The sequence below is a fragment of the Mesorhizobium sp. ISC15 genome (genome assembly GCF_037162615.1).
Lineage (GTDB): Bacteria > Pseudomonadota > Alphaproteobacteria > Rhizobiales > Rhizobiaceae > Mesorhizobium > Mesorhizobium mediterraneum.
The window spans coordinates 6309278-6336216 of record NZ_JAVSPX010000001.1 but is presented as its reverse complement, the minus strand read 5'-3'; the positions used below and the strand labels follow the sequence as shown (position 1 = coordinate 6336216).

General features: G+C 61.0%; 23 protein-coding genes. 22 read left to right on the top strand and 1 reads right to left on the bottom strand.

Annotated features, from left to right (window positions below; genetic code table 11):
- Window positions 1-33 precede the first annotated feature (33 nt).
- From RPG13_RS30535 to RPG13_RS30475, 13 genes are all read left to right on the top strand, one after another.
- Complete coding sequence (locus tag RPG13_RS30535; RefSeq protein WP_337126735.1) at window positions 34-3615, top strand: Ulp1 family isopeptidase; 3582 nt, start codon at window positions 34-36, stop codon at window positions 3613-3615.
- Window positions 3616-3816: 201 nt separating this feature from the next.
- The gene (locus RPG13_RS30530) at window positions 3817-5841 is read left to right on the top strand and encodes a conjugal transfer protein TraG (RefSeq protein WP_337126734.1); all 2025 of its coding nucleotides are present in this window, start codon (window positions 3817-3819) and stop codon (window positions 5839-5841) included.
- Window positions 5842-5957: 116 nt separating this feature from the next.
- On the top strand, window positions 5958-6371 hold the full coding sequence (locus RPG13_RS30525; RefSeq protein WP_337126733.1) for a CopG family transcriptional regulator: 414 nt from the start codon (window positions 5958-5960) through the stop codon (window positions 6369-6371).
- Window positions 6368-7336 (top strand): P-type conjugative transfer ATPase TrbB, encoded by a 969-nt coding sequence (trbB, locus tag RPG13_RS30520; RefSeq protein WP_337126732.1) that lies wholly within the window; start codon window positions 6368-6370, stop codon window positions 7334-7336. The genes RPG13_RS30525 and trbB overlap by 4 nt, the downstream gene beginning before the upstream one ends.
- Window positions 7337-7348: 12 nt before the next feature.
- On the top strand, window positions 7349-7657 hold the full coding sequence (locus RPG13_RS30515; protein WP_024502851.1) for a TrbC/VirB2 family protein: 309 nt from the start codon (window positions 7349-7351) through the stop codon (window positions 7655-7657).
- Window positions 7657-7929, top strand: a complete 273-nt coding sequence (locus tag RPG13_RS30510) for a VirB3 family type IV secretion system protein (protein WP_337126731.1) — start codon at window positions 7657-7659, stop codon at window positions 7927-7929. Before RPG13_RS30515 ends, RPG13_RS30510 begins: the two co-directional genes overlap by 1 nt.
- The gene (gene trbE / locus RPG13_RS30505) at window positions 7923-10373 is read left to right on the top strand and encodes a conjugal transfer protein TrbE (RefSeq protein ID WP_337126730.1); all 2451 of its coding nucleotides are present in this window, start codon (window positions 7923-7925) and stop codon (window positions 10371-10373) included. Before RPG13_RS30510 ends, trbE begins: the two co-directional genes overlap by 7 nt.
- Window positions 10370-11095 carry a P-type conjugative transfer protein TrbJ gene (gene trbJ, locus RPG13_RS30500; protein ID WP_337126729.1) on the top strand — a complete coding sequence of 242 codons (726 nt, stop codon included), beginning with the start codon at window positions 10370-10372 and terminating at the stop codon, window positions 11093-11095. Before trbE ends, trbJ begins: the two co-directional genes overlap by 4 nt.
- 33 nt (window positions 11096-11128) lie before the next feature.
- Window positions 11129-12451, top strand: coding sequence for a P-type conjugative transfer protein TrbL (trbL, locus tag RPG13_RS30495; RefSeq protein ID WP_337126728.1), 1323 nt, complete (start codon window positions 11129-11131; stop codon window positions 12449-12451).
- The gene (gene trbF, locus RPG13_RS30490; RefSeq protein WP_127808977.1) at window positions 12452-13183 is read left to right on the top strand and encodes a conjugal transfer protein TrbF; all 732 of its coding nucleotides are present in this window, start codon (window positions 12452-12454) and stop codon (window positions 13181-13183) included. It abuts the gene before it with no gap.
- 1 nt (window position 13184) lies between these two features.
- Entirely contained in the window at window positions 13185-14213 is a 1029-nt protein-coding gene (trbG, locus tag RPG13_RS30485; RefSeq protein ID WP_337126727.1) for a P-type conjugative transfer protein TrbG, read from the top strand.
- A complete protein-coding gene (locus tag RPG13_RS30480) occupies window positions 14210-15424 on the top strand; it encodes a TrbI/VirB10 family protein (RefSeq protein ID WP_337126726.1) in 1215 nt (404 codons plus the stop codon). The genes trbG and RPG13_RS30480 overlap by 4 nt, the downstream gene beginning before the upstream one ends.
- A 12-nt stretch (window positions 15425-15436) precedes the next feature.
- Complete coding sequence (locus RPG13_RS30475; RefSeq protein ID WP_337126725.1) at window positions 15437-15679, top strand: DUF2274 domain-containing protein; 243 nt, start codon at window positions 15437-15439, stop codon at window positions 15677-15679.
- Window positions 15680-15915: 236 nt separating this feature from the next.
- On the opposite strand, the gene hemN is transcribed toward RPG13_RS30475, so the two are convergent.
- The gene (gene hemN, locus RPG13_RS30470) at window positions 15916-17265 is read right to left on the bottom strand and encodes an oxygen-independent coproporphyrinogen III oxidase (protein ID WP_337127077.1); all 1350 of its coding nucleotides are present in this window, start codon (window positions 17263-17265) and stop codon (window positions 15916-15918) included.
- Window positions 17266-17417: 152 nt separating this feature from the next.
- Between hemN and RPG13_RS30465 the strand changes: the two genes are divergently transcribed.
- The 9 genes from RPG13_RS30465 to ccoS all read left to right on the top strand — a co-directional run bounded on the left by RPG13_RS30465 (window position 17418) and on the right by ccoS (window position 26693).
- Complete coding sequence (locus RPG13_RS30465) at window positions 17418-18161, top strand: Crp/Fnr family transcriptional regulator (protein WP_337126724.1); 744 nt, start codon at window positions 17418-17420, stop codon at window positions 18159-18161.
- A 497-nt stretch (window positions 18162-18658) separates the two neighbouring features.
- A complete protein-coding gene (gene ccoN, locus RPG13_RS30460) occupies window positions 18659-20278 on the top strand; it encodes a cytochrome-c oxidase, cbb3-type subunit I (RefSeq protein ID WP_337126723.1) in 1620 nt (539 codons plus the stop codon).
- Window positions 20278-21009: a cytochrome-c oxidase, cbb3-type subunit II gene (ccoO, locus tag RPG13_RS30455; protein WP_095488537.1), complete on the top strand. Its 732-nt coding sequence runs from the start codon at window positions 20278-20280 to the stop codon at window positions 21007-21009. The genes ccoN and ccoO overlap by 1 nt, the downstream gene beginning before the upstream one ends.
- An 11-nt stretch (window positions 21010-21020) precedes the next feature.
- On the top strand, window positions 21021-21170 hold the full coding sequence (locus RPG13_RS30450) for a cbb3-type cytochrome c oxidase subunit 3 (protein ID WP_024502864.1): 150 nt from the start codon (window positions 21021-21023) through the stop codon (window positions 21168-21170).
- A gap of 2 nt (window positions 21171-21172) precedes the next feature.
- Window positions 21173-22036, top strand: coding sequence for a cytochrome-c oxidase, cbb3-type subunit III (gene ccoP, locus RPG13_RS30445; RefSeq protein WP_126105063.1), 864 nt, complete (start codon window positions 21173-21175; stop codon window positions 22034-22036).
- Between the two features lie 166 nt (window positions 22037-22202).
- Window positions 22203-23762: a cytochrome c oxidase accessory protein CcoG gene (gene ccoG / locus RPG13_RS30440; protein ID WP_337126722.1), complete on the top strand. Its 1560-nt coding sequence runs from the start codon at window positions 22203-22205 to the stop codon at window positions 23760-23762.
- Complete coding sequence (locus RPG13_RS30435) at window positions 23759-24256, top strand: FixH family protein (protein WP_337126721.1); 498 nt, start codon at window positions 23759-23761, stop codon at window positions 24254-24256. The genes ccoG and RPG13_RS30435 overlap by 4 nt, the downstream gene beginning before the upstream one ends.
- Complete coding sequence (locus RPG13_RS30430) at window positions 24253-26541, top strand: cation-translocating P-type ATPase (protein WP_337126720.1); 2289 nt, start codon at window positions 24253-24255, stop codon at window positions 26539-26541. Before RPG13_RS30435 ends, RPG13_RS30430 begins: the two co-directional genes overlap by 4 nt.
- Entirely contained in the window at window positions 26538-26693 is a 156-nt protein-coding gene (gene ccoS / locus RPG13_RS30425) for a cbb3-type cytochrome oxidase assembly protein CcoS (protein ID WP_095488533.1), read from the top strand. The genes RPG13_RS30430 and ccoS overlap by 4 nt, the downstream gene beginning before the upstream one ends.
- Window positions 26694-26939 lie beyond the last annotated feature (246 nt).

Here is a 26939-nt window from a genome sequence, read left to right as displayed (position 1 = left end):
GGACAGGCCGGCCAAGCCGGTTTTGAGCAGCACTTGGGCGAATTGCAGGCGGCGGATGAGTTGATGAGTGCACCAGGCGAGGATGTCCTCGTCAATGGCTCGCATGGCAAAGGTGAGTTGAGACCAACGAAGAAGCAGAGGATCCAAAGCAATCTGCAGCATGCTGTCACTGAGCGGCAACCAGGTCAGGTTGGTGACTCAGGCGCTCGCGTGATGATGCAACTCCCTGCCCATCAGGTGGGTACATCGGAACGGGAGGCGCAGCTCGCGATGCAGGGGGATGAGCACGAATACACCCCAGCGCCGCATCTCGATGGGTCGATGCCCTCGACAGTGCAGCCGGATCGTCCAATTGTGGCCCCCGACGGTGCCGACAAGCGTCCTGTTTATTCCAACGATGCCACCGCCATCGAAGGGCTGAAGTCTGCACTCCTTGCGGGTAAAGCCAGGCCGGACACGGTCACTCGCAGCGCAAATTCTCTTTTCGGCTTTAGTCGTTGGCTCTTTCAAAACAAAAAGCCAGGGTTTGCTGCTCGGCTTTACCATCCGTCGCTGAGCCAGGATCTCGAGGAGTACGAGAGTAGGGGTGGTTCCTCCACCGTGGCTGGCGCACTGCGTCAACTGATGAAGTCGATAGGCGGAGCCGCCCCGATTGTGGGTCGCGCTGTCCTGAACCCCCATCCTGACGACGCCGCGCTCACTAGACATTTCAGATCCGCGAGCGGCTACGCAACTGCTCTTAACCATTTCAGTCATTACCTACGTCAAAATGACAAGCTCGGGATTGCGGGCCGGATTTACGATGAATCGCTGGATAAAGATGTTGAGAGCTACAAGGCCGCCTCCTCTAATCGTGGAGCTCCGATCGAATCTGCACTGGTTTATCTCCGCAAGCACCCGCCGCGCGTTATACTCGGGAGTCATCTGGAAAACGCGGTCAGCATGGAGGCTCGTCCCCGTGGCGACGCTGCTCAGCATACCGCACCACAGCAGGGATTCGATTGGCCAGAGGAGCTCCTGCCGGTAGGTTATAAGGAGGGCACCGATCTACCATTGTCTCTCGCCCCAACCGCGCACCAACACCAAGCACCCGACTTTGGAGAGGCCGTCCCTCACTTGAACTGGCGCCACGGCGACCAGGGCGCCCCGGAGGGGCTGGTAGCTGCACGGGACAGGAGCAGCCCGCTGCCAAGCGAGGCGGTGCCACATAAATCTGGACGGGGACTCGCTACGCAGCCCAGATTGTGGGCGGAGAAATCCGCCTCGCCAGAGCTCTTTCGACGGCGGGCGGAGCAGGCTCTGCCGGCGTCCGCCAGAGGTGTGGAGACATCCTCCGCGGTTGATGAAGCCGCCGCTCGCCAAGCTTTGGCTTGGTTGCAGCAGGAGATGGAGGGGATCGAACCGATGCAGGATCCTCATAAGGTGGCTACACCGGAATGTGAGGCGCAGCTCGTCAGGCAGAGGGATGAGCACGAATCCACCCCAGCACCGCATCCCGGAGGTGGTGGGTCGATGCCCTCGACAGTGCAGCCGGATCGTCCAATTGTAGTCCCCAACGGTTCCGACAAGCGTCCTGTCTATTCCAACGATGCGACCGCTATCGAAGGGCTGAGGGCAGCATTCCACGCGGGTAAGGCCAGCGCGAACACGGTCACTTACAATGTAAATTCTCTTTTCGGCTTTAGTCGGTGGCTCCTTCAAAACAACAAGCCAGGGTTTGCTGCTCGGCTTTACCATTCGTCGCTGGATCAGGATCTCAAGGAGTACGAGAGTACGGGTGGTTCCTCCACCGTGGCTGGCGCACTGCGTTACCTCAAGAAGTCGACAGGCGGAGCCCCGATTATGGGTCGCCCTGTCGTGATCCCCTATCCTGACGATGCCGAGCTCATTAGAGATTACAGAGCCGCTTCGACCAAGGAGTACCTGGCAGCGCCTGCGACCGGACGGAATCCAGATACCGTGGGCGGCTATACAACTTTTCTTAGACATTTTAGCCAGTACCTGCGTCAAAATAACAAGCCTGGGATTGCGGCTCGGATTCACGACAAATCGCTGGATAAAGATGTTGAGAGCTTCAAGGCTGTCTCCTATGGTAATAGGCTAAGGATCGGTTCTGCATTGGCTCACCTCCGGGATATCCTGCCGCGCATTGTGCTCGGGCGCGAAACTGTCCTTGCTGCTCATCCGGCAGACGCAGTCACCAGGCGCGTTGGGGCCGCTGCTGAAGCTGGGCCAGCGGCACCGGCAAGAGCTCCCCAACCCGCCTCGCCAGCAACCGCTAAGCTGCCAGGCACCTACCGCGGCCTTCCACTGGTTGATGTGACCACACTGACGACCAGTTCCTCTGGGGCTCAGATCGGGGCGCTCGATCCGACAGCCCCGTCCAACGTTGCAACGGGGCGGGTGCTCGGCGCCGCCGAATGGCTGAGCGACGCCCATATCCAGAGAGATTACAATTTGCTGGAGGGGCAACTGCAGGGGATCAATCCGGCGCTCGCTGCCCGGACTCGGCTGGTGGATCCTTCCGTATCCCATCTACTGCGACACACGTCGCCGCAAGACGCTCGAGGCATATTGCAGTCCATCTATAATCAAAACAACGCCACAGCCGACTTCCTGTTCTTGCCAGTGAATAATGGCACGGCTACTAGCCCCGGCACCCATTGGTCGCTGCTGCTCGTTGATCGCCGCGACCCCGAAAGGCGGTTCGCCTATCACTACGACTCCCTCCAGCGAGAGGGATATAACGACGTGCCTGCAAAACAGCTCGCAGGACTGCTGAATGCTACCTTGGCGCCAGCCCCCATGGCCAGACAGACGAACCATTATGATTGCGGCGTATTTGTCCTGGAGGGCACGTGGGCGCTGGTTGAACGATTGGTGAAAGGGCAGCGGCCAGACCACGAGCCGCTGCCCCTCGACAACCTCGTTGCCGATCGGCAGGCGCTGCAAGACCGGCTAAGGAGGCGCTTGCCGCACGAGGAAGAGCCGCGGCAGCTGCTGGAGGATGAACCCGCCTCCCCACCGATGATGGCATTCGAGCCAGGGGAACTGCGGCAACTGTTGGAGGACGAGCCTGCCTCCCCACCAATGATGGCGTTCGAGCCAGGGGAACTGCGGCAGCTGTTGGAGGATGAACCCGCTTCCCCATCGATGATGGCGTTCGAGCCAGGGGAACTGCGGCAGCTGTTGGAGGATGAACCCGCTTCCCCATCGATGATGGCGTTCGAGCCAGGGGAACTGCGGCAGCTGTTGGAGGATGAACCCGCTTCCCCATCGATGATGGCGTTCGAGCCAGGGGAGCTGCGGCAGCTGTTGGAGGATGAACCCGCTTCCCCATCGATGATGGCGTTCGAGCCAGGGGAGCTGCGGCAACTGTTGAAGGATGAACCCGCTTCCCCACCGATGATGGCGTTCGAGCCAGGGGAACTGCGGCAACTGTTGGAAGACGAGCCTGCCTCCCCACCAATGATGGCGTTCGAGCCAGGGGAACTGCGGCAACTGTTGAATGATGAGCCTGCCTCCATTTGGGCACAAATCAATTCGACCCCACATGCGCGAGCGGACGGTGTTCATCAGCCAGCCCAGCCGTGGCTCCCTGAACGCAGAAGATAACTTTGCGGAGGAGCGGTCACGCAACTGTCGGCGGCGCCGGGCCTCAGGGTGAATGGAGAGGATGGTGTCAGGCGCAACACGCGTGCTGACCGACCTGCATACGTAGGAAGTCGTTCATTGCTCCCAAATCGTATGTGAGGAACATTCCTGTCCCGGCTGCGCCGCGCGATGCTAGGTCGCGTTGTTCAGCGGGCCAAGCCGATGACACCTACGAAGCTACTGATCGGGCAGATCGCCGTTGTGTGCGCAATTGTCATTATCGGCGTATGGACGGCAACCCAATGGTGCGCTCAAATGCTGACCTACCAGACGCCTCTCGGCGCACCATGGTTTCTCTTCGCCGGCTGGCCAATCTACAAGCCGTGGAAGCTGTTTGAATGGTGGTTCCACTTCGATGCTTATGCGCCGGAGGTCTTCGACAAAGCCGGTACGCTTGCAGGCGCCAGCGGATTCCTGGGCTGTGCCGCCGCAATCGCTGGCTCGCTTTTGCGCGCGCGACAGCGCGGGTCGGTTACGACCTATGGGTCTTCACGGTGGGCCACGACTCATGAGGTCGAGACGGCAGGGTTGTTACGGCCGGCGGGCGTTTTCCTCGGTAGGCTGAACGATCGCTATCTGCGCCATGACGGCCCGGAGCACGTCATGGCATTTGCGCCGACGCGTTCGGGCAAGGGCGTGGGGCTGGTTGTTCCAACGCTACTTTCCTGGACCGGGTCTGCCATCATTCATGATATAAAAGGCGAAAATTGGCAGTTGACCTCCGGCTGGCGGTCGAAATTCTCGTACTGCCTTCTGTTCAATCCGACCGACCCGAGATCGGCACGCTACAACCCGCTGCTGGAGGTACGCAAAGGCCCAGATGAGATCCGGGACGTTCAAAACATCGCCGACATCCTCGTCGATCCCGAGGGCGCGCTGGAGCGACGGAACCACTGGGAGAAGACCAGCCATTCACTCCTAGTTGGCGCCATTTTGCACGTGCTCTACGCTGCAGAGGAAAAGACGCTGGCCCGCGTCGCCACCTTCCTGTCGGACCCGCAACGCTCGTTTGCCGCAACGCTACAGCGGATGATGACGACAAACCATCTCGGGACGGGGCATAACCCTCAGGTCCATCCCGTAGTGGCCTCGGCGGCTCGCGAACTCCTGAACAAGTCGGAAAACGAGCGCTCAGGCGTCCTCTCGACCGCCATGTCTTTTCTCGGGCTTTATCGTGATCCAACGGTCGCGGCGGCCACTTCGTCCTGCGACTGGCGCATCGCTGACCTAGTGGATGGAGAGCGACCGCTGTCGCTCTATCTGGTCGTGCCGCCTTCGGATATCTCGCGCACCAAGCCTTTGGTGCGACTGATCTTGAACCAGATCGGCAGGCGGTTGACGGAGCGTCTGGAGGGGGACCCGAAGAAGAGCCGTAAGCATCAGCTGCTCATGATGCTGGACGAGTTTCCGGCGCTCGGTCGCCTCGACTTCTTCGAAACGGCGCTCGCCTTCATGGCAGGTTATGGCATTCGCTCCTATCTGATCGCACAATCTTTGAACCAGGTTTCAAAGGCCTATGGCGAGAACAATGCTATTCTCGACAATTGCCACGTGCGAATTGCCTTTTCCTCCAATGACGAACGCACGGCCAAGCGCATCTCGGATGCCCTCGGCACCGCAACCGAACTTAGGTCGATGCGCAACTATGCGGGCCATCGGCTTGCGCCCTGGCTTTCGCATGTCATGGTGAGCCGCCAGGAAACCGCGCGCCCGCTCCTGACGCCAGGCGAGGTGATGCAATTGCCGCCGTCAGACGAATTGGTCCTGGTTTCTGGGTTGCCGCCGATTCGCGCCAAGAAGCTGCGCTATTATCAGGATCAGAATTTCACAGATCGGGTGCTGCCTGCGCCGGTGCTGCACGAGGGTCCCTATGCGGACTGCCCTGCATCACGCCCGGACGGCTGGACTGGACATGTGTGCAGCGTCGATAGCCGACTTGCTGCGGACGAGGAAAGCGCCGACGCGCCAGTTGAAGACGAGGGAGGCGTTCAGCAGCAACGCCATCCAAGCCTGCCCGAAGAAGACGTTGTTGTCTCTCAAGAGCCCGATCAGGCCGATCTGTTGAAGCCCGCAGACGATGACAGCGAAGCGCTCGCGGACAAGCGTGTCATGGATCGGATTTCCACTGCGGCCCGCGCCTACGGTATCAACGAGGGCAGGGGCGACGATGTCATTCCCGGCTTCTGAAGTCCGCTGAGTTGCAGAGCGCATCTCAGCGTAGATAACGGCGATAAGCAATTTTGAGCGTCTGGCCGATGCTTCTCCCGTCGCCGGCGCAACGCCGGGCCGTCGGAACGAGCCGCATGAAGCCGCACCGCATTCGCCATCAGTTTCTGCTTGAGCCGGAGCTCAGCGAGAAACTGGACACCCTCAGTCGCGATCCGTCAACGACCAAATCAGCGATCGTGGCGAAGGCGGTCGAGGCGTTCATCGAGCGGCGTGGCGAGAGCGAGTTCGATCGGCGCTACGGCGTAAGGCTTGACCGGCTCTCCCGCGACCTTGCCCACGTCAGGCGCGATGCCGAGGTGATCCTGGAGAGCCTGGCGCACTTCATCCGCTTTTCGATCACGCTTCATGCCCACACGCCGGTCCCGGATCGGGCAACGCAGGCTATTGCCCAAGAGCGTTTCGACAAATTCGTTGAGAAGGTCGGCCGCCAGATCGCTTCCGGCAAAAGGTCGCTTAGCAAAGACAATGGTGCGGGAGGGGAAGGATGAGCTCTCATCCCGAGGCCGACCACAGGCGGCGTGTCATGCTGCGCACCGCCCTGGGTCCGGCAATCACCGAAGCCCTGGCCGATCCGTCCGTCATCGAGGTGATGGTCAATCCCGACGGCGCGCTGCGACTCGACCGGTTAGGCGAAGGTCGGGTCGATACCGACGTTCACATGCATCCGTCCGAGGCAGAACGTATCATCCGCCTGGTTGCTTCCCACGTGCGCGCCGAGGCGCACGCCGACAACCCGATAGTCAGTGCCGAATTGCCGTCGGGCGAACGCTTCGAAGGCCTGCTGCCACCTGTGGTGTTGGCGCCATGTTTTGCCATCCGCAAGCCCGCCGCGAAACTTTACACCCTGGCCGACTATGTTGCCGAACGCATCATGCTGCCGCTGCAGGCCGATGCGCTGAAAAAGGCCGTCCGCGAGCGGCGCAACATGCTGATCGCCGGCGGCACTTCCTCGGGGAAGACAACACTCGCCAACGCTCTGCTGGCTGAAGTCGCCGAATGCGACGATCGGGTGATCCTGATCGAGAACACACGCGAACTGCAGTGCGCGGCCAGGGACTGCGTTGCCCTGAGAACGAGGCGGGGCTCGGTCACCCTTGCCGATCTCGTGCGCTCGACGCTGAGGCTCAGGCCGGACCGCATCATCGTGGGCGAGGTGAGGGGCGCGGAAGCGCTCGACATGCTGAAGGCATGGAACACCGGACACCCAGGCGGCATCGCTACCGTACACGCCAATTCCGCGCGCTCGGCTCTCTATCGCATTGAGCAACTCGCCCAGGAAGCGGTGGTCACCGTTCCCCGCCGGCTCATCGCTGAGGCGATAGATCTGATCGTCTTTATAGCGGGACGCGGCTCGTCGCGCCACATCGACGCAATCGCCGAGGTCACCGGTCTCGACGGCAGCGGCGATTACGCCGTTGCCCCGCTCACGCTTTCGCAACTCCAGCAGCTTTGAAAGGCCTTCCTCATGCGCAAGAAGCTTCGCTTTCTTTCGTCCACAGCGCTCGCGTTTCTTATCACGGCCCCCGTTTATGCGGCCGGCTCCGGCATGCCGTGGGAGCAGCCGCTGCAGCAGATCCTGGAGTCCGTGCAGGGACCGGTCGCCAAGATCGTTGCGGTGATCATCATTATCACCACCGGCCTGACGCTTGCCTTCGGCGACACCGCCGGTGGTTTTCGGCGCCTGATTCAGATCGTCTTCGGTCTGTCGATCGCCTTCGCGGCATCGAGCTTCTTCCTCTCCTTCTTCTCCTTCGGTGGTGGGGCGCTCGTCTGATGACCGCCGGGGAGCAGCATATCGAGGGCTTCGCAGTACCGGTCCACCGGGCGCTGACCGAGCCGATCCTGCTCGGCGGGGCTCCGCGCGCGGTGGCGATCCTCAACGGTACAGTGGCCGCGGCCATTGGCTTCGGCTTGCAGCAATGGATTGCTGGTCTGGTGCTTTGGATCGCGGGCCACTCGTTAGCGGTCTTTGCCGCAAGACGCGATCCGGACTTCGCCAGCGTGCTTGTGCGCCACCTACGTCTGAAGGGGTGGCTTGCATGCTGAACCTTTCGGAATATCGAAGCAAAGCCGACCGGCTTGCCGACCATCTACCCTGGGCTGCCTTGGTGGCGCCCGGCATCGTGCTCAACAAGGACGGCAGCTTTCAGCGGACGTTGCGGTTCCGCGGCCCGGATCTCGAAAGTGCGACGGAGGCTGAACTCGTCGGCGTTTGCGCCCGGGCGAACAATGCTCTCAGACGCCTTGGCTCTGGCTGGGCATTGTTCTTTGAGGCCGAGCGCATAGAAGCGCTGGGCTATCCGAACTCGCATTTTCCTGACGCCGCCTCGTGGCTGGTCGACGAAGAACGCCGCGCTGCTTTCGAGGGGAAGGTAGCGCACTACGAGAGCCGCTATCATCTGACCTTGGTGTTTATGCCACCGCCGGACGCCCAGGCGCGCGCGGAAAGCGCGCTCGTCGACTCTCATTATTCCCAAGGAGAAAGAGACTGGCGCCAGGATCTGGCGAGGTTCCGTGACGAGACCAACCGCGTGCTCGATCTCTTCTCGGGTTTCATGCCCGAAGTACGCGTCCTCGATGATGCTCAGACGTTGATCTACCTCCACGGCACGATTTCGCCTCGCCGCCATCCCATCATGGTCCCGGAAACGCCGATGTATCTGGATGCCATCCTGGTCGATGCGCCGCTTACCGGTGGCCTGGAGCCGATGCTGGGTGAGCAGCATCTTCGCACACTGACCATCCTCGGCTTTCCGAACCTCACCCGGCCGGGGATCCTCGATGCCCTCAATCATCAGGATTTCGCCTATCGCTGGATGACGCGCTTCATTCCGCTCGAGAAAACGGAAGCCACGAAGACGCTGACGCGGTTGCGCCGGCAGTGGTTTGCCAAACGCAAATCGATCGTGGCAATCCTACGCGAGGTCATTACCAACGAGCCGGTCCCGCTTGTCGATAGCGATGCCGACAACAAGGCGCTCGATGCCGACGAAGCCCTTCAGGCATTGGGCGGCGATCATGTGAGCTTCGGGTATCTCACCACGACCGTGACGGTGTGGGGCGAGGATCGCCAAGCCGCTGCAGAGAAGCTTCGCGCGGTCGAGCGCATCATCAATGGGCTCGGCTTCACCACGATCCGAGAAGGCGTCAATGCGGTCGAGGCTTGGCTCGGCTCATTGCCTGGCCATGTCTACGCTAACGTTCGCCAACCGCTCGTTCATACATTGAACCTTGCCCATCTCATGCCGCTGTCGTCGGTTTGGGCCGGTCCTGCGACAAACGAGCATCTCGCGAAAGTCACCCAAACCGAAGCGCCACCGCTTTTCGTTGCCGAGACCAGTGGGTCGACACCGTTTCGGCTTTCCACCCACGTCGAAGATGTCGGCCACATGCTGGTTGTTGGTCCGACCGGCGCCGGCAAGTCGGTTCTGCTTGCTCTGATTGCTCTGCAGTTCAGGCGCTATGCCGGCGCCCAGGTTTATGTCTTCGACAAAGGCAATTCGGCCCGTGCTGCAACACTTGCCATGGGTGGAGAACACCACGCGCTAGGAGCGGACGGTTCCCTTGCCTTTCAGCCACTGCGCAGCATCAACGACCAGGCTAGCCGAAGCTGGGCGGCCGAATGGATCGCCAGCCTTATTGCCCACGAGAACGTCACCGTCACGCCGGAGGTGAAGGAGGCTATTTGGTCAGCGCTGGCCAGCCTTGCCACCGCGCCGGCGCAGGAACGCACACTGACCGGTCTTTCGGTCCTGCTTCAATCCAATGCGCTGAAGACCGCATTGATGCCCTACACGCTCGACGGTCCCTTCGGCCGCCTGCTCGATGCCGATCATGATGGGCTGGCCTTGTCGGATGTGCAGTGTTTCGAGACCGAGGAGTTAATGCACAGCCAAGGCGCTTTGCTGCCGGTGCTTACCTATCTGTTCCAGCGACTTGAGGAACGGTTCGACGGACGGCCCACGCTGATCATGCTCGACGAGGCGTGGGTCTATCTCGACAATCCGCTGTTCGCCGCCCGCATCCGCGAATGGCTGAAGGTGCTGCGAAAGAAGAACGTGTCGGTTGTCTTCGCTACGCAGTCGCTGGCTGATATCGCGGGCTCTGGCATAGCGCCGGCAATCATCGAAAGCTGCCCGCAGCGCATTTTTCTTCCCAATGATCGTGCCGTGGAACCCCAGGCGCGCACAGCCTACGAACGCTTCGGTTTAAGCGAGCGGCAGATTGAATTGATCGCCCGCGCCACGCCGAAGCGTCAGTATTATCTGCAATCGCGCCGCGGCAACCGTCTGTTCGAGCTCGGGCTTGGCCCCATCGCTCTTGCGCTTTGCGGTGCTTCCGATCCGGCCACGCAGACTCTGATCGACAGGATCCTGTCCGAAGACGGGCAAGGCAGCTTTGCCTCGCAGTTCCTGATCGCGCGCGGCCTCGATTGGGCCGGCGAACTTCTCAAGCAATTCCCTAAACCAGACAAGGAGCAATTAGCATGATGCGGCGACGCCTTCTCTCCGGCCTGATCACCGTTTCCCTGATCGCCAAGCCTATGGCCGACTATGTGCAGCCCGCCTACGCCCTTATCGTGTTCGATCCGTCCAATTATGCGCAGAACGTGCTGACGGCCGCGCGCGCCCTGGAGCAGATCAACAACCAGATCCAGTCGCTGCAGAATCAGGCGACCATGCTGCAGAACATGGCGCGCAATCTTCAGCGTCTGGATTTCTCTTCCGTTGGCCAACTCACCGGTTCGCTCCATCGCATCGACGGCTTGATGGACCAGGCGAGTGGCCTCAGCTTTGATCTGGGCAAGCTTCAAGACCAGTGGCGCAGCCAATATCCGGAAAGCTACGACGCCACGATCAAGGTCAGCGATGTAGCGAATGCTGCGCGCGAGCGTTGGCAAAGCGCCATGCAGGCGTTCCGCCAGACCATGGGGGTCCAGTCGCAAATCGTCGAGAACGTCCGCGCCGACGGCGATCTGCTCGCCGATCTCGTCAACCGCAGCCAAGGGGCGGCCGGTGCGCTTCAGGCAAGCCAGGCCACCAACCAGCTGATGGCGCTTTCGACAAAGCAGCAGATGCAGATCCAGACGCTGCTCGCAACGCAGTTTCGAGCTGAGGCCGAGGATGCCGCCCGCAAGGCCCAGTCAGAGGAAGCCGCCCGCGAGATGACGAAGCGATTCTTGGGTACCGGCTCGGCTTATCCCGGCAATTAGTCACGAGCTCATCACGACGAGGAAGGCAGCGGCATGAACGACCTTGGCGTCATCGATCGCTTCATGGAGACCTTCATCCGCTACATCGACAGCGGGTTCGGTCTGCTCTCGGGCGACGTCGCCTTCCTCACTACCATTCTGATCGGCATTGACATCACACTTGCCGGCCTGGCGTGGGCGCTCGGCGACGAGACCAGCGTTCTCGGCCGGCTTGTCCGCAAGGTGCTCTATGTTGGCGTCTTCGCCTTCATCCTGAACAATTTCAAGAACCTCGCCGATATCATTTATCGTTCTTTTGCCGGTCTCGGGATTAATGCGTCGGCCGGCAATCTGTCGGCAGACAATCTCCTGCGCCCGGGCCGCATTGCCGCGACCGGTTTCGAAGGTGCTTGGCCAATGCTTGACCAAGCCAGTCAGCTCCTGGGCTTCCCGGAAATCTTCGGCAACGCACTGACCATCTTCGTGCTGCTGATGGCCTGGTTCCTGGTCATCATCGCCTTCTTCATCCTTTCCATCCAGCTTTTCATCACCATCCTTGAGTTCAAGCTCACCACGCTGGCAGGTTTTGTTTTGGTTCCATTCGCACTTTGGAACCGTTCAGCGTTCCTGGCCGAACGCGTGCTCGGCCATGTTATCTCGTCAGGCATCAAGGTGATGGTGCTCGCCGTCATTGTCGGTATCGGCTCCACGCTCTTCGGGGAGTTCGCTTCCGCATTGCAAGGCAAGGAGCCGGATTTGGGCGCTGCCATGTCCCAGGTACTGGGCGCACTGGCACTGCTTGGCCTTGGCATTTTTGGGCCGGGGATCGCGTCGGGTCTTGTCTCAGGCGCACCGCAGCTTGGGGCGGGCGCCGCCCTCGGCACGACCGCGGCGGCAGCGGGTTTATCACTCGTTGCTGGAGGCACAGCATTTGCTGGCGCGCGTATGGCAACCAGCGGCGGTCTCGCCGCCATCCGAGCCGGCACAACAATGGGATCGGCTGCTTCCACGTCCTGGCAGATCGGGCGCGCAACCTCGCCCGACGCTGGCCTCTCCGGTGTGGCTGCTGGAATGCATGGTGTAACCAGTGCCGCTGGCGGCGCCGCTATACGCATAGCGCGATCCGCCACTGCAAGTGTTGGGCGCAACGCCGATGCCGGGCGCGATGCCGCGTGGACCGCGACCGGCGGCACGCCGACAGCGTCAATGACCGAACGCTCTGCCGGTTCGGCCACTGTTTCGGCGCCGACGTGGGCAAGGCGCCTACGTTCTGAACAGACCGCCCGTGCAAATCGCCACGCTGCCATGCAAGCTGTCCGAGACGGAGACCGGCCGGGAGGCAGCGCCAACCCCTCTCTCAACGACAAGGATGACTAGATGCTCTTCAAGCGACCCGTGCACCGTTACGGCAAAACACCCGAACCGGTCACGCCGTATCAAAAAGCCGCCCAGCTGTGGGACGAGCGCATCGGCTCATCTCGACTGCAGGCCAGGAACTGGCGGATCATGGCCCTTGGCTGCCTGGCCTTGGCGACCGGGCTTTCCGGCGGACTCGTATGGCAGTCGATGCAAAGCCGTGTCGTGCCTTATGTCGTCGAGGTCGATGGCTTCGGCGAGACGCGCGCCGTCGCGCCGGCGATCCGGAATTATGAGCCCTCGGATGCTCAGATCGCCTGGCATCTCGGCCGCTTCATCCAGAATGTCCGTTCCGTTTCCACCGATCCGGTTTTGGTACGGCAGAACTGGTTGGCAGCGTACGACTTTGCTAGCGATCGCGCAGCGCTCTTCCTCAACGAATACGCCAAGGCGAACGACCCCTTCGGTCAGATCGGAACGCGCAGTGTTTCGGTACAGGTCACCAGCGTGGTCAGGGCCTCCGAAAGTTCATTCCAGGTCAAATGGACCGAGCAGGTGTTTGAGCGCGGAAGCCTTGCCAGCACGATGCGCTGGACTGCGATCCTCACGATCGTGATCCGCTCGCCAAGCAATACGGATCAGCTGCGCAAGAATCCGCTCGGCGTCTTCATCAATGCCATTGACTGGTCACGCGAGCTCGACAGCGCCGTCCCAGCCCCCCTTTCTCCGACGGAGTCCACCAATGAAAGATAAAATGTCACCGATTCGTGCCGTGCTGATCCTATCGGTGTCGGCAGCGGTCGTTTCCGCTTGTGCATCGAAGAAGGTGCCGCCGCCTGAGATTTCCTATGACGCTGCCGACTTCAAACCGGCCGCGATCGAGAAGGCGCCGGAGAGGCCGATTAGAATTGTCGAGGTGCCAAAACCACTGCCGCTGCCTGGCCAATTGCAGCCCGAGCCCGGCAAGGCCGAGGACAAGCGCCCCCCTGAAGAACGCGTCGCTGATGCCAACAAAGCCGCGACCCAGCAACCCACCAAGTACGGGTATGTTAATGCCGTGCAAGTCTACCCCTTCACCGATGGCGCGCTTTATCAACTCTATGCCGCGCCGGAGCGCGTGACCGACATCGCTCTGCAGCCGGGCGAGAAACTAACCGCCGTGTCGGCTGGCGACACCGTGCGCTGGGTCATTGGCGATACCGCAAGCGGCACCGGTGACAATCAGCGCACCCATGTTCTGGTAAAACCCTTCGCGCCGGGTCTTGCCACCAATGTCGTCATTACGACGGACCGGCGGACCTATCATTTGCAGCTTCAAAGCACCGAGAAGACCGCAATGGCGGCAATCTCCTGGACCTACAGCCAAGACCAGATCATCGCGCTTCGCCAGCGCAATGCTCAAGCCGAGGCAGTTACACCGGTCGCGTCGAATATCGCGCTCGAAAACCTTCGCTTTCGCTACTCGATCAGTGGCGACACACCGCCCTGGAGACCGACGCGAGCCTTCGACGACGGCAGCAAGGTCTATATTGAGTTCCCTCGTCGCATAGATCAGGGCGAGGCGCCACCACTCTTCATCGTCGGCGCAGATGGGAGCAGCGAGCTCGTCAACTATCGCGTGCGCGGCAACTATTACATCGTCGATCGGCTCTTCGCCGCGGCCGAACTTCGCCTCGGCACCAAGCAGCAGCAGGTGATCCGCATCAGCAGGATTGACGGCCGGCAACCGCAACGGCGGATCTCGCTCTTTTCGCGTTCCAGCCGGCGAGGTGAGGGCTCATGATCGAAAATTCCCGCTCTGGCATCCCGCCGAAACTGGATCCCGAGGAACTGCAGCTTCGGGCCTCTCCCCGCCGCGTGGTGCGGTTCAGGCGCGGTGTGATCATCGCGATCGCAGCGCTCGGATCCGGCGCTGTCTTCGGCGTTACCATGATCGCGCTCCAGGGGCCGGCCCTTCGCATTAGGGATCAGGCGGAAGATCTCTACAACACTGAGCGCAAACCAACCGCCGAGGGACTTGATACGCTTCCCCATGACTATTCCGGCATGAAGCCGAAGCCTCCCGTCCTTGGGCTACCTTTGCCGGGCGACCTCGGCCACCCCATCCTCGAGCGGCAGCGCCAGCTCGGCATCGTGCCGGGCCAAGACATCTCGGCCGAGGAGCAGCGTCTAGCGCAGCAGGCGATCGAAGCGCGTGAATCGCGGGTGCTTTTCCGCGTCGAAAATCGAGCTCAACAGACAGATGTCGGAGAGAGCGTGCAAACTGCTCAGCATCCATTTGAGGCGCTTCCCCAATCCGAAGCAGGACGCGCGTCAGCCTCGGTGGCGGCGGCGGAAGGCCACCAGAACAATCAGCAGCGAAAGCTTGATTTCCTCAGCCAGCGGAGCACTGGCGGGATCTACAATCCGCATGCGCTGCAGACGCCGATCTCGCCATATCAACTGATGGCTGGCAGCGTGATTGCCGCCAGCCTGATCACCGGCATCAATTCCGATTTGCCGGGCCTTGTCGTCGCGCAAGTCACCGAAAATGTGCACGACACGGTCACGGGCAACATATTGCTGATTCCGCAGGGCTCACGTCTTATCGGCGTCTACGACAGCGTCGTCGCGTTCGGGCAAAAGCGAGCGCTGCTGGTCTGGCAGCGCATTCTGCTGCCCGACGGCTCGTCGGCCGAAATCGACAATCTGCCCGCGAGCGACACCGCCGGCTACGCAGGGCTGGAAGACAAAGTCGATTTCCACACTTGGCAGATGATCAAGGGAGTGGCGCTTGCCACATTGCTCGGTGTCGGCACAGAATTCAGCCTCGGCGAAAACGAGAGCGATCTGGTCAAGGCGATCCGGGAATCAGCCCAGCAGAACGCCAGTCGAGCCGGCCAGCGCATCACCGAAAAAAACCTCAATATCCAGCCCACCATCATCGTCCGCCCAGGTTGGCCACTGCGCGTCATCGTGCACAAGGACATCGTGCTGCGGCCATACGCCAGTTGAGCAGGAGTTACCATGGCTGACCTGAAACTTGGAAAGCTTCCGGACCGAACAGCTTCGAAGATCACCATTACCGTCAGCGCGGAGCTGAGCCAAACACTCAAGGAGTATGCTGCACTTTACCGTCAGACCTATGGTCAGTCTGAAACCGTGGCAGAACTCATCCCTTTCATGCTGGCGGCGTTTCTGGAAGGCGACCGAGCCTTTGCCAAGGCCAGAAAAGAAGGTCTGCCGACGGAGCTTGCCGAAAAGTCGTGACTCCTCCGCTAGGGCAGCTGGAACATTGCCTAGCTGTCGCGACCTACCTGCTCCTCGCGAAGCATAGGATCAAACACCTTGGAATGCAGGTATGCGCAAGAGAGGATGTGGAAGGAGATACCGCGCAACAGCCTAAGTTTGCATTTTCGATTGGATGCGGTAGTCGCCTATGAGCGGTCAAAACGAAACGCAGCTGGTTCGCCGATCGACCAAACGGCGAGCGCACTGTGCTTTACTCAGACCGCCACCGAGTGCCTCGCCGTTCCCCCTTTGAAATATGTATCGAACTTGGCCGCGATGGTTCGAACGAAGGGGCGACTTTCAGTCCGTACGATGAAACTGTCACCATCGAATTCAAGCGCTCGGGCAGGATCGTGGAGTGCGATGGACCTCGAGCGATGAAGGAGCTGCTCGCCGGCTTTGCCGAACCGCTCCACCAGATCGACTGCCGAGAAGGCAAAATCACACATCAGCCGCTCGATGATCCAGCCACGGACGCGATCGTCGTCGGAAAGGGCAACGCCGCGGACGGCAGCCAACCCGCCATCAGCAACCATGCGCCCGTACCCGGCAGTCGAAGCCATGTTCTGCACGTAGCCTTGGCGAAAACGACCGATGGACGAAGGGCCAAGTCCGATCAGTGTCGGGCAGCGATCCTCAGTGTAGCCCTGAAAATTGCGATGCAAAACCCCTGCGCGGGCCGCTATGGCCAGCGCATCGTCGGGCTTCGCGAAATGATCGAGTCCTATTGCCTCATATCCCTTGGCGACAATTGCCCGCGCCGCGAGTTGAGATTGGGCGAAACGCTCAGTGGGACTCGGCAGCCATGCCTCGTCGATCATCGTCTGATGCTTCTTGAACCAGGGCACATGTGCGTAGCCGAACAGGGCCATCCGGTCTGGCTCCAAGGTCAGTGCCTGCGCCACCGTGGAACACATCGTCTCGCGTGTCTGATTCGGGAGCCCGTAGAGCAGGTCCAGATTGACCGATTCGACGCCCCGCGAACGAACCCCGTCGACGACTGCCTTGGTCTGCAAAAAACTCTGCTCACGATTAATTGCTTTTTGCACTTGCGGATCGAAATCCTGCACGCCGAGGCTCGCCCGCGTTACGCCGATTTGAGCAAGTGCATCAAGGCGCGCCTTGTCCATGTCGTTGGTTTCGATTTCGATGCTGACCGTAGCATCCGGGAGAAGGTCGAAGCTGTCCCGCAAGGCCGCTCCAAGAGCAACCATATCATCGGGCCTCAGAATAGTTGGCGAACCGCCACCGAAGTGGATTGCACGGACATGTGCCTTGCCGCTCACCAGACCGGCAATCGTGACGATTTCGGCATTCAGCGAGCGCAGATAAGCGGCCACCGGCTCATATTGGTGCGTCTGCTTGGTGTGGCAGGCGCAGAACCAGCAGAGCTTGTCGCAGTAAGGAATGTGCAGATACAGCGAGATTTCGTCGCCGCTTTCCAGCGCCTCCAACCAGCCACGGTAAATGGCAGCATCGATCCCCGAATGGAAATGCGGCGCCGTCGGATAGCTGGTGTAGCGTGGGACGTTCTCGCTGAGTTTGACAGCTATTTCCGATTGCATCTCGCGTTCACCGTGTTGCCCGCCGGAACACTGCACGCATCGCTGAAGCAGACCCTGATCTCGATCAGCCGCGCTCATGGACAAACCGCCGCAGGATTTCTCTACCCTGGATGGGTATCCTGCCGGCAGTTAGGATCGGGTAAGGCGAACGCATGACCTTTCGGCAAGACATTCATAGTTCCGGCATTCCTGTTCTTTGCCTCCCTTGCGAGGCAAGGCGTCGCGGTGTCTGCGGTGCGCTCGATCCAGACAATTTGGTTGGGCTCGCCAAGACTTGCTCGCGTCGCCGGATCGAGTCAGGAATGGAGTTGACCGGCGAGGCACAGAACGTCGACAGCTACTCCAACGTGCTTTCAGGCGTGGTAAAGCTATCAAAGAGCCTGTCGGATGGGCGCCAGCAGATCGTCGGTCTCCAGTTTGCACCGGATTTTCTGGGACGTCCTTTCAAGGTGGAAAGCTCGATCAATGCGGAAGCGGCAACAGCAGTCACGCTGTGTTCGTTTCCGCGAGCGGCCGTCGAACGGATGATGAAGGCGTCACGGGAATTCGAGCATCGCCTGCTCAAACAGACGCTGAATGAACTCGATGAGGCGCGCGAGTGGATGGTGACGCTGGGGCGCAAGACAGCTCCGGAAAAGGTGGCGACTTTTCTCCTCATGATGGCCCGGAATATCGATTCCAGTTTCGATGCGGCTTCCGGGTCGGCGTCCTTCGATCTGCCGCTGACGCGTGCCGAAATGTCTGATTTCCTTGGAATCACCAACGAGACCGTGAGCCGCCAACTGACGCGATTGCGGGCTGACGGGGTGATTCGGATTGAGAACGCACGCCATGTGACGGTGGACAGCATAAGCCGTCTGGAGAAGCGCTGTGGCGGCGGACGCGAGCGGCCCTAAGCGGCGAGGCCATGTCGCATGGCTCCGGGGCGGGCCGTGTTTGCCTTCTCGTGCGATGTCGCCGCGCCTTCGAAGAAGCGGCGTCACGGTCGAGACAGACAGCTTTCGGGCTTTGATAGGGACGTGACCAATCGCCAAGTGTGTTTCGGCATGTACCGGCGAAGCACGGTCCTTAAGCTGCCACGGCTCGGCCGAACGATCGCCTTCGTTTCCAATGGGATCCGAATAACCTTTGGCAGGGCATCGGCAATAGCATCCAACGCCTCGCATAGCCTCAGCTTTCCCCTCAATCGATCGCGTCTGCGCCCGCCCAACCCAGGGAACGCCTTCCATGAGGGGGTGAGCCCGCGCTGCGTTCCTCGTTCATTCGCCACCTGCTGATTGCGCCGCCGACACAAAATCGTGCGGCCTGACATAGATCAGGGCGAGGGGGCGGAGGCTGCGCAATTAGTGCGCTGCGGATTTGGCATCCACCAGATTCGAGATCGGGATCTGCAATGAAATTCGGCACAGAGATCGTCCTTCTAAGCGTGTTCGCTTTTGCGGCCCTGGTGGCCGCCGGCTTCGGCGTGGATGAACCTTTCCGCCGACATATGTGGGTGTTGTTCTTCGCAGTGGCTGGTTTCACTGCGATCCTGTTGCGCAACACGGAGTTCAAGCCAGCAGCTCCGATTGACCCATCCGCTTACATGGATGGTCCGATCCGCTACGGCGCGATCGCCACCGTGTTCTGGGGTGTCGTCGGCATGCTGGTCGGCGTGGTGATCGCGCTTCAACTCGCCTATCCCGATCTCAACATCCAGCCCTGGTTCAATTTCGGTCGTTTGCGGCCGCTGCACACATCCGGTGTCGTCTTCGCCTTCGGCGGCAACGCGCTGCTTTGCACGTCTCTGTATGTCGTGCAGCGCACCTGCCGCGCCCGCCTCTTCGGCCGTGATCTCGCCTGGTTCGTCTTCTGGGGCTACCAGCTGTTCATCGTCATGGCCGCGACCGGCTATCTGCTCGGCATCACCGAGGGCCGCGAGTACGCCGAACCCGAATGGTATGTGGATGTCTGGCTGACCATCGTCTGGGTCGCCTACCTCATTCTGTTCCTTGGCACGATCCTGAAGCGCAAGGAACCGCATATCTACGTGGCCAACTGGTTCTACCTGTCGTTCATCGTGACCATCGCGATGCTGCATGTGGTCAACAACCTATCCATGCCAGTCTCGTTCCTGGGCTCCAAGAGCTACTCCGCCTTTTCTGGGGTCCAGGACGCGCTGACCCAATGGTGGTACGGCCACAACGCGGTCGGCTTCTTTCTCACCGCCGGCTTCCTCGGCATGATGTATTATTTCGTGCCCAAGCAGGCGAACCGGCCAGTCTATTCGTACCGGCTGTCGATCGTCCATTTCTGGGCGATCATCTTTCTCTACATCTGGGCCGGGCCGCATCACCTGCACTACACCGCCTTGCCAGATTGGGCGCAGACGCTCGGCATGGTGTTCTCGATCATGCTGTGGATGCCGTCCTGGGGCGGCATGATCAACGGCCTGATGACCCTGTCCGGCGCCTGGGACAAGCTGCGCACCGATCCGATCATACGCATGATGGTGATGGCCGTCGCCTTCTATGGCATGTCGACCTTCGAAGGCCCCATCATGGCGATCCGGGCGGTCAATTCGCTGTCGCATTATACCGACTGGACCATCGGCCACGTCCATTCGGGCGCGCTCGGCTGGGTTGGCATGATCTCGTTCGGCGCGATCTACTACATGGTGCCGAAGCTCTGGTGCCGTCACCGGCTCTACTCGCTGCGGCTCGTCACCTGGCACTTTTGGCTGGCGACACTAGGGATCGTCGTCTACGCCTCGGTCATGTGGGTGTCCGGCATCATGCAGGGCCTGATGTGGCGTGAATATGACGAGCAGGGCTTCCTGGTCTATTCCTTCGCCGAAACCGTCGCCGCCATGCACCCATACTACGTCATGCGCGCCATCGGTGGGGCCATGTACCTCTCCGGCGCCCTGATCATGGCCTGGAACATCACCAGGACCATCCTCGGCCACCAGCGCGAGGAGGAGCCGATGCCGAGCCCCGTCGCCATCCGACCTGCGCGATCAGGAGCCAGGTAATGGGCTTGATGGACAAACACGCAATCATCGAGAAGAACGCCACGCTTCTTCTCGTTGGCTCGCTGCTCGTGGTGACGGTCGGCGGTATCGTCGAGATAGCGCCTCTCTTCTATCTCGACAATACGATCGAGAAGGTGGAAGGCATGCGCCCCTACTCGCCGCTCGAACTTGTCGGGCGCAACATCTATATGCGCGAGGGCTGCTTTCTCTGTCATAGCCAGATGATCAGGCCGTTCCGCGACGAAGTTGAGCGCTATGGCCACTACAGCCTGGCTGCCGAGTCCATGTACGATCACCCCTTCCAGTGGGGATCGAAGCGCACCGGGCCGGATCTCGCCAGAGTTGGCGACCGCTACTCGAATGCATGGCATGTCGCGCATCTTACCGACCCGCGCTCGGTGGTGCCGGAATCGATCATGCCGAGCTATGGGTTCCTGAAAGACACGCCGATCGACGTGAAGGATTTCTCGACGCATCTGATCGCCAACAGGCGTGTAGCCGTCCCTTACACCGATGACATGATCGCGCACGCCAATGCGGATTTGGCGGCGCAGGCCGATCCCAATGCCGACACATCAGGCCTTGAGGCGCGTTACCCCAAAGCCAAGATCGGCGACTTCGACGGCAACCCGCAACAGGTCACCGAAATGGATGCCCTGCTCGCCTACCTGCAGATGCTTGGCACACTGGTCGACTTCAAAAATTACGACGAAGCCGCCGGCTACCGCTGAGGAGAACGCTGATGACCTACAATTTGATGCGGGCGTTTGCCGACAGCTGGGGCCTGGTTGCGATGGCGCTGTTCTTCGTCGGGTGCATCGCCTTTGCCCTACGCCCCGGCAGCCGAAGGCTGGCCGACGAAGCTGCCCGCATTCCGCTCGAGGACGAGTGATCATGAGCGACGAGCACATCGATGAGGTCTCCGGCGTCTCAACCACCGGCCATGAATGGGACGGCATCAGGGAGCTCAACAATCCTCTGCCGCGATGGTGGGTGATTACCTTCTACGTCACCATAGCGTGGGCGCTCGTCTATACGACCGCATACCCGGCATGGCCGATGCTGACCTCGGCAACCAAGGGCATGCTCGGCTATTCAAGCCGTAAGGACGTCAAGAACGACCTTGCCGCGGCCGAGGCCGCCAATGGCAAGTATGTTGCAGCCATCCAGGCAAAGAGCGTCTCGGAGATCTTGACTGACGATGACTTGCGCGAATTCGCGGTCGCTGCCGGGGCTGCCGCGTTCAAGGTCAACTGTACGCAATGCCACGGCTCCGGCGCTCAGGGATCGAAGGGCTTTCCCAACCTGAATGACGATGACTGGCTGTGGGGCGGCAGCCCCGACCAGATCCAGCAGACGATCACGCACGGCCTCCGCTTTGCTTCCGATCCGGACACGCGACTGTCAGAAATGCCGGCCTTCGGCGACATCATCGCCGCCGACCAGATCGCACAAGTCAGCGCCTACGTGGCCAGCCTTTCCGGCAAGGTCCGCGATGCAAGTCTGATCCAACCCGGCGCCAAGGTCTTTGCCGAGAACTGCGTCGCCTGTCACGGCGACAATGCAAAAGGCAACAGGGAATTCGGCGCCCCCGACCTGACCGACGCGATCTGGCTTTACGGGTCCGGCGAGACGGCCATCGCCGCCCAGGTTCGTGCGCCAAAGCAGGGTATCATGCCGGCCTGGGTTGGCCGTCTCGGCGAAATCAAGGTCAAGGAACTTGCAGTTTATGTCCATTCGCTTGGCGGCGGAGAATAGGAATGGAAGCCCTATTCTTCGGTCCCCCCTGCCAAGCGGACGAGGCCCGGCGTGAGCCGGGCCTCGACACCATTCCTAATGCGATCTGCACAACCCGGCAAGGCTGTCCTACCGCGAGGCTTTTCGACAGGTGCCCCTGACATTGGCTGGGAAAGTGGAGTTGCACGTGCGTGACAAGACGCAGTTGACACGGCTCGAAACAGAAACTGTCAATTCCGCCAAAACCCGCAAGCCCCTTTATGCCGCGCGTCAAAAGATCTTTCCGAAGCGCGCCTCGGGCAACTTTCGTCGCTTCAAATGGCTGGTGATGACGATCACACTTGGCATCTATTACCTGGCTGCGTGGCTGCCTTGGGCTCGCGGTCCATTTGCCCCGGACCAGGCCGTGCTGCTCGATGTCGCCAATCGGCGCTTCTACTTCTTCTTCATCGAGATCTGGCCGCAGGAATTCTTCTATGTGGCCGGCCTATTGGTCATGGCCGGCGTTGGACTTTTCCTGATTACCTCGACTGTCGGCCGTGCCTGGTGCGGCTATGCATGTCCGCAGACCGTGTGGGTCGATCTGTTCCTTCTCGTTGAACGTGCGATCGAGGGGGACCGCAACGCCCGAATGAAACTTGACGCTGGTCCCTGGACCGCCCGCAAGCTGATGCTGCGCGTATCGAAGCATGCCGTCTGGCTGGTCATCGCTGCGGCGACCGGCGGCGCCTGGATTTTCTATTTCGCTGATGCACCGACACTTATGGGCGAGCTTTTCACCGGTACCGCCGCACCTGTCGCCTACATCACCATCGCCGTGTTGACGGCGACCACCTACACGTTCGGCGGCCTGATGCGCGAACAGGTCTGCACCTATATGTGCCCATGGCCGCGCATCCAGGCAGCCATGCTCGACGAGAATTCGCTCACCGTCACCTACAATGACTGGCGCGGCGAGCCGCGATCGCGCCACGCCAAGAAGGTGCAAGCCTCGGGGCAGTCCGTCGGCGACTGCGTCGACTGCAATGCCTGCGTCGCGGTCTGCCCAATGGGAATCGACATTCGCCACGGCCAGCAGCTCGAATGCATTACCTGCGCGCTGTGTATCGACGCCTGCGACGGCGTCATGGACAAGCTCGGCAAGGAGCGCGGGCTGATCTCCTACGCGACGCTCTCCGACTACAACGCCAACATGATGCTGGCGACCGCAGGCGGCTCCAGTTCAATCAATCCGTCGCTGGTCAGGACTGCTGTCGGCACCTTCTCCGATCAGGTGGCGCATTTTCACATTCGCAAGATCTTCCGGCCGCGCACCTACATCTACATGGGCCTATGGTCGCTGATCGGGCTGGGCCTGCTCTATTCGCTGCTGACGCGCGATCGGCTCGAACTGAACGTGCTGCATGACCGCAATCCGCAATTCGTCACGCTATCCGATGGCTCCATCCGCAATGGCTATACCGTGAAGCTGCTCAACATGATCCCTGAGCCAAGGACAATCGTCGTCACCATGCAGGGTCTGAAGGGTGCCGACATGGTCGTCGTGGGCGACGACATCCCGGCGGGCCGGTCTTTCGCCATCCCGGTCGAACCCGACCGCCTGAAAACGTTGAAGGTCTTCGTTCGCCAGCCCGCGGACCAGATCCACGCCCCGGCACAGACCTTCAAGTTCCGTGTCGAGGATAAGGCGAGCTTCGAGTCGAACGAATACACCGCCACATTCAACGCGCCAGAGGCCGCCAAATGACCGCCAATGCCCAAAAGCCTCGCGAATTCACCGGCAGGCACATGCTGGCCATCATTCTCACCTTCTTCGGGGTGGTCATCGCCGTCAACCTGACCATGGCCACGCTCGCCAATACGAGCTGGACCGGCCTCGTCGTCGAGAACACCTATGTGGCCAGCCAGCAATTCAAGAAGGAGGCCGAGGCCGGCCGCGCCCAAGCAGCGCTCGGTTGGACCGGCAAGCTGACCATCGCATGGGGCGAAGTCCGCTACAGCCTCTCCGACGCATTCGGCAAGCCGGTTCCTCTGCACGGCGTCAAGGTGCTGTTTCGTCATCCCGCCTACGAGAAAGAGGACAAGTCCGTCACGCTCGCCCTCGCCTCCGGCCAGGAGTTCGCCGCCCAGCATATGCCGAAGGACGGCGTCTGGATCGTCGAAGTCGACGCCGATGCCGGCCTGACACGACCCTATCGCGACGTCCGCAGGATTATGATTTCCCATGGAGCGCTGCAATGAGCTGTTGTGCACCGGGCGCTGAAATGGCGCTGGATCTGAACGGCGCCACGTCGGTCCTGCCATCCAGCCAGGAGATCAGGTTGGCGAGCCGATCGCTTGGCGACAATCTTCGGCAGACCGATCTTTCAGTGCCGACGGTTCATTGCGCCGCCTGCATCCAGACGATCGAGGCGGCACTTGGAAAGCTCGATCACGTCGAAAGCGCGCGCGTCAACCTGTCGACGAAGCGGGTCGCGGTCCGGTGGCGAGGAGACGAGGTGCCACCCTTCGTCGCCGCGCTTGGCAGGCTGGGCTACGAGGCGCATCTGTTCACACCCGAGGTCGATGACAAGGACAAGACGCTTGCCGAACTGATCCGCGCCGTCGCTGTTGCCGGCTTTGCGGCGGGCAACATCATGCTGCTTTCGGTCTCTGTCTGGTCCGGCGCCGAAGGTGCTACCCGCGACCTGTTTCACTGGGTCTCGGCGCTGATCGCCATTCCTGCCCTCGCCTTCGCCGGCGGAATCTTCTTCCGTTCGGCCTGGAATGCTTTGCGCCATGGTCGCATGAATATGGACGTGCCCATCGCGGTCGGTGTTTCGCTCGCCTATGCCATGAGCCTCTATGAGACGATCAATCATGGCGACCACGCCTATTTCGACGCGTCGGTATCGCTGCTGTTCTTCCTTTTGATCGGGCGCACGCTGGATCATGTGATGCGGGAGCGTGCCCGGACTGCCGTGAAGGGCCTGTCTCAGCTGGCCGCGCGTGGCGCCATGGTGATGCGCGGCGACGGCGCGCGCGACTATCTGCCGGTCGGCGAGATCGAACCAGGCATGCGGTTGTTGATCGCGGCCGGTGAGAGGATCCCTGTCGACGGCAAGATCATCCAGGGAACGTCGGATCTCGACTGCTCGCTGGCCTCAGGCGAAAGCACGCCGAAAAACGTGGCGCCGGGCGAAGCAGTACAGGCCGGCGTGCTCAACCTTACCGGCCCGCTGACGATTGAGGCGACAGCCGCCGCAAAGGATTCGTTCCTCGCGGAAATGGTCCGGTTGATGGAGGCCGCCGAGGGCGGCCGCGCGCACTATCGCCGTATCGCCGACCGCGTTTCAGCGCTTTATGCCCCAGTGGTCCATCTCACCGCCTTTGTGACATTCCTGGGCTGGATGGCGGCGACCGGCGACTGGCATCGGGCGATGACGATCGCCATCGCCGTTCTCATCATCACATGCCCGTGCGCGCTTGGCCTCGCGGTGCCGATCGTGCAGGTGGTCGCGGCGCGGCGGCTTTTCGAGAGCGGCATCATGGTCAAGGACGGTTCGGCCATGGAGCGCCTCGCGGCGATCGATACTGCCGTGTTCGACAAGACCGGCACGCTCACGCTCGGCCAGCCCCGGCTGGTCAACGCGGACTCGATTGATCCGGCGATGCTGGCAATCGCCGCCGACATGGCCGCGCATTCCCGCCATCCGTTTTCAAAGGCCATAGCCGGTTTTGCCGCTCCTGGCGGGCAGCACAAATTCGATACTGTGACCGAGCATCCCGGGTTTGGAATCGAAGCCACTGACGCGGGAAGCACCTGGCGACTGGGTCGACGCGGATGGGCCGGCTGGAAGGCTCGAACTGGCGGTGAAGGCAAACACGGCTACGGCGGAACGGTCCTGACGAGAAACGGGATGATTGCCGCATCCTTCGTTTTCGAGGATGCGTTGCGCGCCGACGCTGGAGCGGGCATCCAACAGTTGAACGGTGACGGGGTGTCGATCGAAATGCTGTCGGGCGATACCGCCGCAGCCTGCGCCGAAGTGGCAAAGCTGCTGGATATCCACGACTTCGTTCCGTGCCTGCTGCCATCGGGCAAGGTCGAGCGCATCGAGACCCTCGCGAAAGTTGGGCACAAGGTTCTGATGGTTGGCGACGGCCTCAACGATACGCCGGCGCTGAGCGCGGCGCATGTCTCGATCGCACCGGCCACCGCCGTCGACATTGGCCGCAACGCGGCAGACTTCGTCTTCCTGCGCGAAAGCCTCCTGGCGGTGCCGCTCGCCCTGGGCGTCTCGCGCAAGGCAGGACACCTGATCCGGCAGAACATCGCAATCGCAATCGTCTACAATGCGGTGGCAGTACCAATCGCCATCCTCGGGCACGTCACGCCCTTGATAGCGGCGATTGCCATGTCTGCCTCATCGCTGCTTGTTATTGGAAACGCATTGCGCTTGCACGGCTTCATGGCGAATGCGACGGTGCAAGTTATTCAAAAAGTCAGACGCTCCGCAGTCAGCTATTCGGCACAATCCTCGTGACGACCTTACTCTATCTCATACCCGTGGCCCTTTTTCTGGGTGCATTGGGCCTGTCCGGCTTCGTCTGGGCATTGCGAAGCGGTCAATACGAAGATCTCGACGGAGCCGCCGAGCGGATACTAATTGATCGGGACGACAAACCGGAACGCTGATTTCAATCCGCTGTGCATAAGATGCGCGGATCGCGCTCGTCAGTCGAGCCGGCTCGGTCGGGAACAAGCTGTCCATGCTCCATGACCACCTTGACCTAAGCTGCGCACTACATCGATTTGTGAAAAGCCTCTGTCGTGCGAAGGACTGCCCTCCCATTGCACCAACTGAGGCGGCTGATGCCACGAAAGTACCTCGCGTGGCCGACGAGAGCTTGGCAATGTGCGCACGGGTTCCAAAGTGGAACG

What these genes read in the sequence shown, in the direction of transcription:
- RPG13_RS30530 (WP_337126734.1), top strand. Translation starts at nt 3,817, where the DNA reads ATGACACCTACGAAGCTACTGATCGGGCAGATCGCCGTTGTGTGCGCA.
- RPG13_RS30525 (WP_337126733.1), top strand. Translation starts at nt 5,958, where the DNA reads ATGAAGCCGCACCGCATTCGCCATCAGTTTCTGCTTGAGCCGGAGCTC.
- trbB (WP_337126732.1), top strand. Translation starts at nt 6,368, where the DNA reads ATGAGCTCTCATCCCGAGGCCGACCACAGGCGGCGTGTCATGCTGCGC.
- RPG13_RS30515 (WP_024502851.1), top strand. Translation starts at nt 7,349, where the DNA reads ATGCGCAAGAAGCTTCGCTTTCTTTCGTCCACAGCGCTCGCGTTTCTT.
- RPG13_RS30510 (WP_337126731.1), top strand. Translation starts at nt 7,657, where the DNA reads ATGACCGCCGGGGAGCAGCATATCGAGGGCTTCGCAGTACCGGTCCAC.
- trbE (WP_337126730.1), top strand. Translation starts at nt 7,923, where the DNA reads ATGCTGAACCTTTCGGAATATCGAAGCAAAGCCGACCGGCTTGCCGAC.
- trbJ (WP_337126729.1), top strand. Translation starts at nt 10,370, where the DNA reads ATGATGCGGCGACGCCTTCTCTCCGGCCTGATCACCGTTTCCCTGATC.
- trbL (WP_337126728.1), top strand. Translation starts at nt 11,129, where the DNA reads ATGAACGACCTTGGCGTCATCGATCGCTTCATGGAGACCTTCATCCGC.
- trbF (WP_127808977.1), top strand. Translation starts at nt 12,452, where the DNA reads ATGCTCTTCAAGCGACCCGTGCACCGTTACGGCAAAACACCCGAACCG.
- trbG (WP_337126727.1), top strand. Translation starts at nt 13,185, where the DNA reads ATGTCACCGATTCGTGCCGTGCTGATCCTATCGGTGTCGGCAGCGGTC.
- RPG13_RS30480 (WP_337126726.1), top strand. Translation starts at nt 14,210, where the DNA reads ATGATCGAAAATTCCCGCTCTGGCATCCCGCCGAAACTGGATCCCGAG.
- RPG13_RS30475 (WP_337126725.1), top strand. Translation starts at nt 15,437, where the DNA reads ATGGCTGACCTGAAACTTGGAAAGCTTCCGGACCGAACAGCTTCGAAG.
- hemN (WP_337127077.1), bottom strand. Translation starts at nt 17,265, where the DNA reads ATGCAATCGGAAATAGCTGTCAAACTCAGCGAGAACGTCCCACGCTAC.
- RPG13_RS30465 (WP_337126724.1), top strand. Translation starts at nt 17,418, where the DNA reads ATGACCTTTCGGCAAGACATTCATAGTTCCGGCATTCCTGTTCTTTGC.
- ccoN (WP_337126723.1), top strand. Translation starts at nt 18,659, where the DNA reads ATGAAATTCGGCACAGAGATCGTCCTTCTAAGCGTGTTCGCTTTTGCG.
- ccoO (WP_095488537.1), top strand. Translation starts at nt 20,278, where the DNA reads ATGGGCTTGATGGACAAACACGCAATCATCGAGAAGAACGCCACGCTT.
- RPG13_RS30450 (WP_024502864.1), top strand. Translation starts at nt 21,021, where the DNA reads ATGACCTACAATTTGATGCGGGCGTTTGCCGACAGCTGGGGCCTGGTT.
- ccoP (WP_126105063.1), top strand. Translation starts at nt 21,173, where the DNA reads ATGAGCGACGAGCACATCGATGAGGTCTCCGGCGTCTCAACCACCGGC.
- RPG13_RS30435 (WP_337126721.1), top strand. Translation starts at nt 23,759, where the DNA reads ATGACCGCCAATGCCCAAAAGCCTCGCGAATTCACCGGCAGGCACATG.
- RPG13_RS30430 (WP_337126720.1), top strand. Translation starts at nt 24,253, where the DNA reads ATGAGCTGTTGTGCACCGGGCGCTGAAATGGCGCTGGATCTGAACGGC.